General features: G+C 40.4%; 13 protein-coding genes and 1 pseudogene. 9 read left to right on the plus strand and 5 right to left on the minus strand.

Annotated elements, in window-relative coordinates; all coding sequences use genetic code 11:
* Positions 1-322: 322 nt before the first annotated feature.
* From ACFVSH_RS08680 to ACFVSH_RS08690, 3 genes and pseudogenes are all read right to left on the minus strand, one after another.
* Positions 323-493, minus strand: a pseudogene (locus ACFVSH_RS08680) (DUF2992 family protein); the annotation flags it as partial.
* A 55-nt stretch (positions 494-548) separates the two neighbouring features.
* Complete coding sequence (locus ACFVSH_RS08685) at positions 549-692, minus strand: hypothetical protein (protein ID WP_192206484.1); 144 nt, start codon at positions 690-692, stop codon at positions 549-551.
* Positions 693-725: 33 nt separating this feature from the next.
* Positions 726-1,691 (minus strand): DMT family transporter, encoded by a 966-nt coding sequence (locus ACFVSH_RS08690; protein WP_387705579.1) that lies wholly within the window; start codon positions 1,689-1,691, stop codon positions 726-728.
* A gap of 134 nt (positions 1,692-1,825) precedes the next feature.
* On the opposite strand from ACFVSH_RS08690, the gene ACFVSH_RS08695 reads away from it, so the two are divergent.
* The 5 genes from ACFVSH_RS08695 to ACFVSH_RS08715 all read left to right on the plus strand — a co-directional run bounded on the left by ACFVSH_RS08695 (position 1,826) and on the right by ACFVSH_RS08715 (position 6,144).
* Positions 1,826-2,722, plus strand: coding sequence for a LysR family transcriptional regulator (locus tag ACFVSH_RS08695; RefSeq protein ID WP_387705581.1), 897 nt, complete (start codon positions 1,826-1,828; stop codon positions 2,720-2,722).
* 486 nt (positions 2,723-3,208) lie between these two features.
* Entirely contained in the window at positions 3,209-3,385 is a 177-nt protein-coding gene (locus ACFVSH_RS08700) for a hypothetical protein (RefSeq protein WP_214786801.1), read from the plus strand.
* A gap of 424 nt (positions 3,386-3,809) precedes the next feature.
* Positions 3,810-4,511, plus strand: a complete 702-nt coding sequence (locus ACFVSH_RS08705; protein ID WP_387705583.1) for a hypothetical protein — start codon at positions 3,810-3,812, stop codon at positions 4,509-4,511.
* Between the two features lie 196 nt (positions 4,512-4,707).
* Complete coding sequence (locus ACFVSH_RS08710) at positions 4,708-5,574, plus strand: RNA polymerase sigma-70 factor (protein ID WP_387705585.1); 867 nt, start codon at positions 4,708-4,710, stop codon at positions 5,572-5,574.
* 108 nt (positions 5,575-5,682) lie between these two features.
* Entirely contained in the window at positions 5,683-6,144 is a 462-nt protein-coding gene (locus ACFVSH_RS08715) for a carboxymuconolactone decarboxylase family protein (protein WP_192206477.1), read from the plus strand.
* Positions 6,145-6,308: 164 nt separating this feature from the next.
* Here ACFVSH_RS08715 and ACFVSH_RS08720 read toward each other — a convergent pair whose 3' ends face one another.
* Together ACFVSH_RS08720 and ACFVSH_RS08725 are read right to left on the minus strand one after the other, a co-directional pair.
* On the minus strand, positions 6,309-6,536 hold the full coding sequence (locus ACFVSH_RS08720; RefSeq protein WP_387705587.1) for a hypothetical protein: 228 nt from the start codon (positions 6,534-6,536) through the stop codon (positions 6,309-6,311).
* Positions 6,536-6,856 carry a YbjQ family protein gene (locus ACFVSH_RS08725; RefSeq protein WP_144528821.1) on the minus strand — a complete coding sequence of 107 codons (321 nt, stop codon included), beginning with the start codon at positions 6,854-6,856 and terminating at the stop codon, positions 6,536-6,538. Before ACFVSH_RS08725 ends, ACFVSH_RS08720 begins: the two co-directional genes overlap by 1 nt.
* Positions 6,857-7,668: 812 nt before the next feature.
* Here ACFVSH_RS08725 and ACFVSH_RS08730 point away from each other — a divergent pair.
* From ACFVSH_RS08730 to ACFVSH_RS08745, 4 genes are all read left to right on the plus strand, one after another.
* Positions 7,669-9,474 carry a LytS/YhcK type 5TM receptor domain-containing protein gene (locus ACFVSH_RS08730; RefSeq protein WP_387705603.1) on the plus strand — a complete coding sequence of 602 codons (1,806 nt, stop codon included), beginning with the start codon at positions 7,669-7,671 and terminating at the stop codon, positions 9,472-9,474.
* Complete coding sequence (locus ACFVSH_RS08735) at positions 9,446-10,192, plus strand: LytR/AlgR family response regulator transcription factor (RefSeq protein WP_387705589.1); 747 nt, start codon at positions 9,446-9,448, stop codon at positions 10,190-10,192. The genes ACFVSH_RS08730 and ACFVSH_RS08735 overlap by 29 nt, the downstream gene beginning before the upstream one ends.
* A gap of 141 nt (positions 10,193-10,333) precedes the next feature.
* Positions 10,334-12,127, plus strand: a complete 1,794-nt coding sequence (gene cstA / locus ACFVSH_RS08740; RefSeq protein ID WP_387705591.1) for a carbon starvation protein CstA — start codon at positions 10,334-10,336, stop codon at positions 12,125-12,127.
* A gap of 154 nt (positions 12,128-12,281) precedes the next feature.
* Positions 12,282-12,437 (plus strand): DUF1540 domain-containing protein, encoded by a 156-nt coding sequence (locus ACFVSH_RS08745; protein ID WP_192206472.1) that lies wholly within the window; start codon positions 12,282-12,284, stop codon positions 12,435-12,437.
* Positions 12,438-12,754: the final 317 nt, after the last annotated feature.

Raw genomic sequence — 12,754 nt, forward strand, 5'->3', positions numbered from 1 at the left:
GAGGCAAGAGAGGGAATTTTTAAATTGTCCTTCAAATGCAAAAGAAAATCAACTGGATTCTTTTTGGTTGCAAAATCAGGAGGTTTTCTAATGAACAAAAAAGATTAGCCGTTTTAATTCTGGTATTTTAGTAGTCACTTATAGTCAAGTAACTTGTAATCTCCATACATGGGTTTTTTAGATAAAATTATTACATATCAAACATGTGAAAGAGGGTTCTTAATGGCGGATTTTATTATAAATAAGGCAGGGGCAAAAATTTATAAAGATATTACTGATTATTTAAATCGTGTAAGACAGAATCTAATACATACATATTAAATTAATAGCAGATATAGGAAAAAACACCGAGTAAGATGCTTTTTATCTTCCACGGTGCTTTTTTTACGCTTTTTACTTCTTCATCTTGTGGTTCTTTTCCAAAGAGATGTTTACGAACTCTCAAAACCCCATCTTGGTTATCTTCGACAATTCCTACCCAGAACTGGCAATCAAAGTAAAGTGTCTAAAAGTCAGGCTTTTTTGCGTTGTATCGCCAAAAGTCTATTTTACTTAATTCTTTTACTTCTATCATGATATAGATTAATTAATTCTGCATTTTGCTCCTTCATCTTTTTCACATTCTTATTAATCGTGGCCAATTCCCACAGTACAGCTAATCCAAAGATTAGCATAAGCGTTAATAAATCCATCGTTGCCCTCCTATTGATGTTGTGTACCTTTAATTAAATGATTTTTTTCAATTTCCTTGGATTCAATTCCTCAACTTGGGAAGGCAAGTTTTTTCTTTGATAATAATTGTTTTGAATCAATGCATATATCACTAAAAAAGTTCCCAGTAATTCGAATGATGATAGTGATTTTCCTTGGATAAAAACGATGACCAATGTGGTTATTGGAACTAAATTGATAAATAGGATCCCATTGATCGGCGTTAAAAGTTTAATGCCTGAATTCCAGCTTAAAAGGGCAATGGCACCGGGGAAAATAATCATGAAAATCATTTCGCCATAAATGGATTGCATAACCTCTGCTGTAGGGACAGACAGGCCCATTGCAGTTGCGAGGAATGTTATGATTGCTGATACTGCAGTTCCTAAAATGCATGTTAAAGTCGAATATCGAAGTGTTGACCATCCATTGAATTGGTCGCCGCCCATCGTATATATAACCCAGCCTATAACCCCGATGAGAATGAAAAGGATAGGGATGAGGCTATCTTTCAATAAAAATAGGAATGATATGTCGCCATTGGTAATGACGAGAATGGCCCCTATCAAGGCAATGAACATGCTGGCGATGGTATACTTCATGGGTCTGGTATTTTTGAAAACCCACAGAATTAAAATTGAAATCATGGGCATTAATGATTCCATGATGGAAGCGATAATTACCCCGTTATGCCCCAGTAAGTCTTGACCTGCGAAAATGAGGAAGTTGTATACAGTGAACGCCATCGTTCCAAAAAACAATAATTTCTTCCCTTTCCCTTCCAGGCTAAAAGAATTCTTTCCTTCTTTAATGAATAGCAATATCGCTAAAATTACACTAACAGCTAAATATCGCAAAAAAGAGAAATAAAATGGATCAATATATGTTAAGGCCCTTTCTGCAACTGGAAACATCGCTCCCCAAGAAATGCTGGCTGTCAAACATAAAAGTGCACCGATTAAAACTTGATTTTTTTTCATAAAAGCTTCCCCTCAAAAATAATGATTGATTAAATTCCTATACACACCTTATGATAAAGTCATTATCATGTAAAATGACTTAAAATGAATATAATCATCATTATTAATGATAGTTAAGAAAGGGGGGCACCTTTATGGAAATGCGGGATTTGCAAATATTCCAGTGCGTCGCTAAATATGGCAGCGTAAGTAAGGCGGCTGTTGAATTGAATTACGTCCAATCCAATGTAACCGCCAGGATTAAGCATTTAGAGCAGGAGTTGCGGACGCCTTTATTCAATCGACATAAACGTGGCATGTCTTTAACTGCAGAGGCTAGAAAAATGCTTGAGTATGTAAACAAAATATTGCTTGATGTGGAAGAACTCAAGCAAGTATTCCTGGATAGTGAAACACCTACAGGGATATTGAACATCGGTACAGTTGAAACGGTCAGCGATCTCCCCAAGATTCTAGCCTCTTATTATAAACAGTATCCAAATGTCGATTTATCCATAAAGGCGGGGATAACCGAGGATTTAATTAAAGATGTCATCGAACATAGGCTGGATGGCGCTTTTGTTACAGGACCGATTAAACATCCGCTCATTCAGCCATACGATGTGTGTACAGAAAAACTTGTATTAGTTACAAGAAATGAAACATTTAACCTGGAAGAAATTATAACAGAACCATTTTTAGTATTCAGTCAGGGTTGTGGCTATCGCTCTAAACTCGAACAATGGCTGAAAGATGAAGAAGTGATGCCCAAAAGGATCATGGAGTTCAATGTATTGGAAACGATCTTAACCAGCGTTACACTAGGCCTTGGCATTACCCTCGTACCAGAATCAGCGGTAAATCACCTTACAGCCACTGAAAAAGTTCACGTGCATGCAATTCCGGAAGAATACGGCAATATTTCGACTGTCTTCATTCACCGTAAAGACGCCTATATGACAAACTCCATGCAAAGCTTCTTACAAACCATTGAAGCTCATCATGACAACCGATTTAAGCAAAATCCTGGATCCACTCCTGAGCTAATATGAAGGATATTCTTTACATAGAATGATGGAGGATCGCTGAAACCGATTATTAGGCTGCGAAACTATTAGGGGTGGCGAAAACGTATGGATGAAAAAGACTGTTTAATTTTTCCATATTTATATAAGAGTGGTTCGATGAAAGGTTTCTTCTTGAGGAAGAAAATATATGCATCATTTCAAAAGATGGGATACCCGTTGAAAGCCTTCCAGAAATTCCGATGATTAATCGCAATTTGCTATAGTGAGAAAAACTAAAATGGTTGTTCGCCTTTCAGACTGTAGGCAAACTCGAAGAAAAGCGAGTTTGCCTATAGTTTTTTTCTTTTAAATCGTTCCTGTTGAATGGAATGGAAGGTACGAGATTCCTGCGGGGAAAGGGTCCCGAGGAGGCTAGTAAAACCAATAGCTAAACGTTTTTGTTTAGCTAATTGTATTACTTTTCATCAATTGGGAAAATATATAAATAATAGTGAGGAGGAGGGAACAAAGATGGAAGTTAATATGAGTGTTGAAGAAGTCGTGAATCAAATTTCTGAATTAGTAGAAAAAGAAGGAAAGCCACCTCGAAAGAAAGAGGTAAAGAAGTCAGATCCGGAGTTAATGAAAAATGCATTGTATTATTTTCCTAATTGGGATACTGCAGTAGAACATAGCATTGGATCTTAACCATAAACGGATATATAAGGCAAGGGAAGTTATGAAGGCCGCCAATGGGCGGCCTTTTGAACGTGCGATTCTTTACATTGGAATATCATATCCGGCAAGCCCGGGCAACGTAAATGAAATCAACTAACTTTGCATATTTTGATTGCTCCTTTATCGGGCGCTTTTCCTGAACTGGAAAGCGTCTTTGTTATGGAAAAAAGGGATATTAAATAATGCCTTATAGTGAAATGATACTTATTAACTTAAGGATAGTATTTTCTTGAAATTAGTAAATCAATCAAATTCATATTTTCTTTTCGGAAAGAGAGGAGCATGGATCTTTTTTTAGTCTATAAAGTCTGATACTTGCAAAGATGCATAGTGTAACTTTTTTACATATGGAGCCGTATAATAATTTGTTAAAACACATGAAAAGAGGGTTCCAATGAAAAAGATATTGTTTATTTTGGCAGCCGTTTTTTTGGTAACAGGACTTAGTGCTTGTAACGGAGTCCAGGAGGGAAATAAGGAATCTCCACCAATTTCAGAAAAGCCAAATGATAAACCTAAGCAAACCGGCGGGCAAGATGAAAATCCTCCAGGTGAATCGGTCGATGGTCCGACAAAAGCTCGGCCAAATACGAAAACGGATATGATCATTTTAGAAGGTATGGAAGAATCATTTCAATTCAGGCTTCATCATAGTCAGGCACTGGGATTCTCAACCTACATCGTGGATGACATGGTCGTTGAAGAGGCTAGTTCTGGTGAAGGAGATGCAATGATTGTTTTTGCAAATTTTGCAGGCCAGAGAAATGAGGATGCCAAAGTTCAGATATTTTCGAAAAGGGAGGGTACGAATGCGACAATAGAAGAAAAGAAGGAGTTTGCGAGGGAAGTGGTGATTAGCAACGACTTTGAGATTAAACAGCGATCTGATAATAGGCCTAACCGTTTTGATTGGTCTGAGGTCGAATTTGACATTAGTCAGCAGGGCAGTAATTCAATATTGGGTACAGTGTCGGTTTTTCAGCATGGCGACCGGGTTTACTATGCGATATTTCAATACCCGGAAGAATATGAAGAAGGCTTCATACCGCGGGTTGTAAAAATGTTTGACGATATCGTTTGGTATGAAGCACCTTGATAAATGAGGATCCGTAATTGGATCCGTAATTGGGAAAAATTATCGATTTTTCTGGGAACAGCTCTATGGCTGTTCTTTTTAAGTAGTAGATTGTATGCTTTAAACCAGGTTAGGAAGGAAAAATGATTGGCTTAGAGAATAGTTATGGAAAGATGACATACAAAAAAATGAATTTGATAGAAAATAGGTGAAGCAAGTGGAGTTGGATACATTATATAAGACATATCAACCTTTTCTTTTTTCCATCGCATACCGGATGCTTGGATCTGTTACCGACGCAGAAGATATCGTTCATGATTTATTCCTGCAGCTTAAGCTTGATACCGAACAAATTAAGGACATGAAAGCATATCTTGCGAAAATGACGACTAATCGCTGTCTGAACTTTTTAAATTCTGCCCGTAAGAGAAGGGAGGTTTACACAGGACCTTGGCTGCCTGAACCTCGGGTAAACGAAACAGATCAGCCTTTAGATAAAGTTGTAACGGATGAAACGGTTGCATATGCCTTCCTCGTTTTGCTGGAACAGCTTTCACCTATTGAAAGAGCGGTTTTCGTGCTTAGAGAAGCATTCGCTTACAGTTATGAAGATATTGCCGAAATGCTGGAAAAGAATGAAGTGAACTGCAGAAAGATCTACAGCCGGGCTAAGCGGAAATTACAGAATGATCTGCCAGTCCATCCGGGGGATACGAAACATGTCGATCTATTGGCACAAAAATTCATAAAGGCATCTACGACAGGAAACTTTGAGGAGCTTTTGGATATCCTTACAGAAGATGTTGTCCTTGTTACTGATGGCGGAGGAAAAGTGCTATCTGCCTTAAATCCGATTGTAAACAAACAGCGCGTATTCTCCTTTCTTACAGGAGTGTCTGCTAAAGGAAGTTTCATAGGAGAACTTCTTCCGGTGATGGTCAATGGTCAGGAAGGAATTTTGCAAATGAAAGAAGGAAAGCCTGTCAAAGTCATCTGCTTTGAATTGGATTCACAGCAAAAAAATATCCGAAAAATCTTTATTGTTACCAATCCCGATAAATTAAATCATGTTCCTATTCCATAATAGGGTAGACGGAGGGCTCATAACGGGCTCTCTTTTTCGTATGTCACGAATCAAACCCCTATTTTGTCTTATAAGTGGAACCAAAAAGGTTTAATGGAGGAGATAGACATGGAACAACGCATTAACTACATGAAGACAAATCGGGAAGTGGTCAAATTAATGATGGGATTGGAGGAGTACAAGAAAACAACGGAAATCGATAGCAAATTAATCGAATTGATTAAAATTCGCGCGTCTCAAATCAATGGCTGTGCGTACTGCTTGGATATGCATACAAAGGATGCCCGGGCAATGGGTGAAACGGAACAAAGAATATACTGCTTGAGTGCTTGGCGTGAATCACCATTCTATTCTGAACCGGAAAGGGCAGCGCTGGAATTGACGGAAGCGGTCACGGCCATTTCTGCAAACGGGGTACCTGATGAACTGTATGAGCGGGTCCGCCTTCATTTTGATGAAAAACAATATATCGATCTCGTTACCATCATCATCACGATCAACGGCTGGAACAGATTGGCCATTTCAGCACAAAACATCCCCGGGCACTATAAGCCCGTAATGCAAAAATAATTTGCAACACAAATTAGGATAAAAATTAGATGACCCATCCGTGAAGCGGTTTGGTCCCAGTTTTTACCCATGAATGCTGATTTAACGGGAATCATCTATAAAATCAGCATTAAGTATAGCATTATAAAAGGCCACGTTTTTGTATGAAACGTGGCTTTTTATAATCATTTTTCTTTTTTATAAAAGCGTTCACCTGTTTCAGGATTATAATACACTCTTGTTTTTTCTCCAGTCACAGGGTCCATATTTACTTCATCTGTCCGCTGAAATCCGTCAGGAACTTTTACACCGTGATTACGTTTAAACCGTTTATCATAGATAAAGTATCCAAGTAAAATGCATAAGATAACTATAACAATTTGTAATATATAGTACCCTATGATGAATTTCATTATATTGCCTCCACAATAACGGCAGTTCCATATGCAACGATTTCACTCATATTTTTACCGATTTCCCCAGAATCATATCTCATCATTACAATTGCGTTTGCGCCCATTTGATTGGCATTTTTAATCATACGGTCCATAGCTTCTTTTCTTGAATCTTCAAGCATAGCTGTATATTGCTTGATTTCTCCGCCTACTAAGGATTTTAACCCTGCCATGATATCGCCGCCAATCCCTCTGCTTCTTACAATTAGACCAAAGGCGGGTCCTTTCACTTCTACAATTTTGTAACCTTCAATATTTTCTGTGGTAACTACCAACATAATAATCGCCTCCATCTTATTTACTTTATTGAAAGTAAGTCCACAATATCTTTTATATCTATGTGCTGTGCAGCCCTATACTCTTTTTTAGTTTTTCCACATAAACAGAAGGCATATCTTCAGCTATTGTGTTACCTCCATTGAATAATGATTACCTGTTTATCAAGCAAAAAAAAATTATACCATTCCTTTAAATTTTAACATAAGACAAGCTTCATCCTTCTTAACACCTAGCATATTTCGAGTAAACATAAAAAATCCCATTTCGCAGGGATGAAAATTTAGTTTCATAGTACAAGCAGATGAATTATGATCTGGAAGTTATATCCAATTCTTCAAACCGTTTATTTATATAATTACGATCTCAGAAACATTTATATACAGATTATCAGCTATTTCTTTATCCCCGAAGATGTGATTTTTTAGTTTTTACAGTGGTATGTTGCAATAACATAAAACAAATGCACAGAATCTGTCAGGAATTTCTATGACGAAAACCTTGATAAATATCTACATGAGGATGTTGACACGTTTCTGTATAAATGACTCAGTGATTTAAAAAGCCTTGGTATTCATAGGCTTTTTTTTTGAATGATCATACCGGGATTGAACCAACCACTGCATTCTCATGTTCCCTATGCTATCTGAAGGCGTATGTTCCCTATGCTATCTGAAGGCGTATGTCCCCAATGTGAAATGATTAAATGGAGGTTCCTCTGTTCGTTTCCATGTTCTTGGATTATCGGTGTAAAAACAAAATTCGACAAGGATTTCATCGCTGGTGTAAGATGAATGAAAAAGCCAGAAATGGGGTGAATGTTTTGGTTGGTTTATTACCGTCGCTGTTTGAAAAAGTGGGAATCATCGTAATCGCCGCATTCCTGCTTTCCTATATGAAACCGTTTCGGCAAATGATAGGCCATGAACATGATTTGTCCAAGAAAATCATGTTTATCGCACTTTTTGGGACGTTCGGCATCATAAGTAACTATACAGGGATCGAAATCGGGAATCATGCCATGCCGGAGTGGGATTGGCCTGGGAATTGGCATGCTGGGATTGCTCCCGAGAACGCGATTGCCAACACAAGGATTATGGGCGTGGCTATCGGCGGTTTGCTGGGAGGGCCCATTGTTGGATTGGGAGTAGGTTTGATTGCGGGCATCCACCGTTATTTTCTCGGGGGTTTTACGGCGGGGGCTTGTGCAATCGCTGCGATTTTGGCTGGGGTTTTATCGGGTTTTTTGGGGAAAAGGCGCCGAAAGCATGGGACGATCACCCCTTGGTTCGCCCTTCCCATTTGCATGGCATTGGAAGCGATCCAAATGGGCATCATCCTCGTGACGGCCAAACCATTTGAAAGGGCGTGGGAGCTCGTACAAGTAATCGGACTTCCCATGATCATCATCAACGGGTTCGGGACTTTATTGTTCATGCTCATCATTCAGTCGATCACGAGGGACGAGGCACGGACGCGGGCTGTACAAACCAATCTTGCGTTCCTGATTGCGGATCAGACTTTGCCCTATTTCCGGCAAGGTCTGAATCAAACTTCATGCAAGAGAATAGCCGAAATCATCTTGGGGCTGACTGAAGCCGACGCCGTGGCCATAACCAATGAACATAGCGTACTCGCCCATGTGGGTGCTGCATCCGATCACCATGTCCCAAAGGTGGGAATAGCGACAGGCTTAACGAAAAAGGCCCTTGAACAAGGGGAAATCATCGTGGCCAAAACAAAAAAGGACATTTATTGTTTCCATGATCAATGCCCATTGGAGGCGGCCGTGGTCCTGCCGTTGCAGGTCCAACAGAAAACGGTCGGGACTTTGAAGATGTATTTCAAGCATCCGGATAAATTAAGCCAAGTGGAACAAGAGTTAGCTGAAGGGTTGGCAAAACTATTTTCCACTCAATTGGAACTCGCTAAAGCGGAGATGCAAACGAAATTATTGAAGGATGCTGAAATTAAGGCCTTACAGGCACAGGTCCATCCTCATTTTTTATTCAATGCAATTAATACGATATCCGTTCTATGCCGGACGGATGTCGAGAAGGCAAGAAATTTATTGCAGGAGCTCAGTGCCTTCTTTCGTTCTAATTTACAAGGGGCCCGACAAATTCTTGTGCCGCTGGAAAAGGAATTGGAGCATGTTAACGCTTATTTATCATTGGAGCAGGCGCGTTTTCCAGATAAATATCATATCGACTACCGCATTGAGCCAAGGCTTAAGGAAGTTCTCATCCCTCCATTCACGTTACAGCCGCTAGTTGAGAATGCGGTACACCATGCATTTCCACCTGTGAAAGGCAAAGGTGAAATCATCATTCACGCATACTTTAAAGACCATTCATTGCAAATTGTTGTGGAAGATAACGGAAAAGGGATTTCGGACGGGAGAATAGATGAATTGGGTAAGCATGCTGTAGAATCGACTAAGGGTACAGGAACGGCCCTTCATAATATCAGTGAACGGCTGGATGGGATCTATAAAGGACAGGCCAGCCTCTCGATCGCAAGTGAACCGGGGCACGGAGCACAAGTGAAAATATCAATACCACTCAACGAAAAAGGAGCATATGTCAACGATGATGAAAGCATTTATCGTAGAGGATGAACCACTGGCAAGAGATGAATTGAAATATCTATTGAAGAGAAGCAGGCAGGTTGAAGTCCTGGGTGAGGCCGAGGGGATAGAAGATGCCATGAGGGAAATCTCGCGCCTTAAACCCGAACTTGTCTTTTTGGACATTGAGCTTGCAGAAGGCAATGGCTTGCATTTGGCTAAGCAATTGGCGGAACTTGACCCTGCACCTTCGCTTATTTTTGCGACCGCTTATGATGAGTTTGCCCTTCAAGCTTTCGAGTTATATGCCTTTGATTATCTATTAAAGCCATTTAATGAAAAAAGGATTCGGCAAACATTAGATAAGCTCATGAAGCAGCGGCAAATCGAGAATGGCGAATCCAGGACAGCACCTCCAGCCAGCCGTACGGCGGTGGAACAGACAGGTAAATTGGCTGTATCGATAGATGATCGGATCGTTTTGATCGACCGGGATCATATTTTGTTCATAGGACTCGTGGAAGGAAAGACGATCATTAAAACTGAAGAAATTGAATATAAAATCGGTGAGCCCCTCATCGTGCTTGAAAGGAAGCTCGATAATCACTCATTTATACGGGTGCATCGCGGTTTTATCGTGAATGTCACCCATATATCTGAAATACAGCCTTGGTTCAACTCGACTTATAATCTCATTATGAGTGACGGATCGAACATTCCGGTAAGCCGCACATATGTGAAGGAGCTAAGGCAGCTTATCGGTTTTTAAAAATTTTCATAATTCTGCATTTTACCTTCTTCATAATGCAGTCCATCCCCCGATATCTGCATTATAACTTGAAAATCCATTGAAGCCGCTTTCATTGTGATATCATCATTTTACGATGTAAGAAATAGAGGGGGTTCAAATATGAATGCGGTTACAATTGTCATAGGCTCCATTTGTATATTAATGATTGCCTACCGTTTATACGGGACATTCATAGCACTTAAAGTATTAAAACTCGATGATTCGAAGCCGACTCCGGCCCATAAATTAGAAGATGGAAAAGATTATGTTCCAACAAATAAATGGGTGGCATTCGGCCACCATTTTGCAGCCATCGCAGCGGCCGGTCCTTTGGTGGGTCCGATCCTTGCTGCACAATTCGGCTATTTGCCAAGTTTATTATGGCTATTAATCGGGGCTGTAATCGGGGGAGCCGTCCATGATGCCGTCGTGCTTTTCGCGTCGATGCGGAAAGACGGCAAATCCCTTTCAGAAGTGGCGAAAGAAGAACTTGGACCTGTAGCAGGTTTCTGTACAGGACTCGCGATGCTTTTTATCATTACGATCACGATGGCAGGACTTTCAATGGTCGTGCTGCATGCATTGGAAAATAATCCATGGGGGACGTTTGCAGTCGGAATCACCATTCCCATCGCCATGGGAGTAGGGCTTTACCATAAAAAAACCGGCAATCTGAAAGGTGCGACCATCGTCGGGTTTGCGCTTATCATGGCCGCGATTTTACTTGGTCCGAACATTCAAGGAACGGCACTTGGTGACTTATTGACACTTGAGGCGAGCACACTTGCCATCATCTTGCCGATCTATGCTTTCTTCGCCGCCGCATTGCCTGTTTGGCTGCTGCTGGCACCTCGTGATTACTTGAGTACATTTATGAAAATCGGTGTTTTTGCCGCATTGATTATCGGCGTTTTCGTGGTAAATCCAGAAATCCAGTTTCCAGCGTTTACCGAATTCATTAATGGCGGAGGCCCGATTGTAGCCGGACCCGTTTGGCCATTCATTTCAATAACGATCGCCTGTGGGGCGATTTCAGGATTCCATGCATTTGTCGGATCAGGCACAACCCCGAAAATGTTAAACCGTTGGAGTGATATCAAATCCGTCGGTTTCGGGGCGATGCTTGTGGAATGTGTCGTTGCCATCATGGCATTGATTGCTGCGGTCTCACTGCAGCCAGGAGATTATTTTGCGATTAACTCTTCACCTGAAGTATTTCAAACATTAGGTATGGAAACCGTGCACCTTAACGAACTTAGTGAAGAAATCGGCATTAATCTGGAAGGACGGACAGGCGGCGCAGTTACACTTGCTGTCGGCATGACCTATATTTTTATCGAAATTCCCTTCTTTGACAAACTGGCTTCGTTTTTCTTCCAATTCGTCATCATGTTCGAGGCGGTGTTCATACTAACCGCAATCGATTCAGGGACACGTGTTGCCCGTTACTTAATCCAGGACTTCTTCGGGGAGTTCTATAAACCATTAAAAAGGGTCGACTGGCTGCCGGGTAACATCTTCGCCAGCGCGTTAGCCTGCTTTATATGGGGATACCTGCTTTACTCTGGGGACATTAGTTCAATCTGGGCACTCTTTGGCGTATCCAACCAGCTCATGGCCTCGATTGGACTCATCATCGGTGCGACCGTCGTATTGAAAATTGCAGACAAACGCTGGTATATGTGGACATGCCTCGTACCCCTTGCCTACTTATATGTAACGGTTAATGTAGCAGGGTATTGGATGGTCAGAAACGTATACCTGAACCCGGACTCTGCAGGGTTCAGCATCCTGAACGGAATATTATCGATCACCATGTTAATCCTGGGCTTGATCATTCTGGTTGCCGCCTTGAAAAAATGGCGGGAACTTTGGAAAATCCCGCAAGCAGAACTACTGAAAAGAACAGCATGAGCATAAAAAAATCCGGGTGGAAGCTGCCCGGATTTTTGTTCGTTGCGAATGTTAAAAAAGCCCTCAATTTAATTTGCCTTAACAAAAACCTGAAAAAGGAAAGTATCAATAATCTCAACTTTGTTAATGATAGCAAATGAGGAGGTGTGATAAGATGGCAAAAGATGTTCTATGTGAAGTGAATAATTGTAAATATTGGGATTCTGGAAACAAATGCAGTGCAGATGCTATTTATGTTGTCAGCCATAAAGGGAATCAAGCAACAAATAGCAAAGAAACGGATTGCAAAACATTTGATCCAGAAATTTAAATCATCGAGGGTAACCATCAACTGGTTACCCTTCTTTTTTATTATTATTGATAATAAAAATCATTTTCATTCAAGATTATAGAAATTCATTTCATTTTTCTTCATGAAAAGGATATTTAGGCGATAAATACGAGAGTTTGGGCAATTTACTCGTAAATATAGCTGATTTACTCGTGAGATTGGGTAATTTACTCGTGAGATTGGGCACTTTACTCGTGAGTTTAGCTGTTTTACTCGTATAATTGGCTGTGTTACTCGTGAGTTTGGGCAATTTACTCGTAAATATAGCTGATTTACTCGTGAGATTGGGTAATTAC

The organism is Peribacillus sp. NPDC058002 (assembly GCF_042886655.1).
GTDB classification, from domain to species: domain Bacteria; phylum Bacillota; class Bacilli; order Bacillales; family DSM-1321; genus Peribacillus; species Peribacillus aracenensis.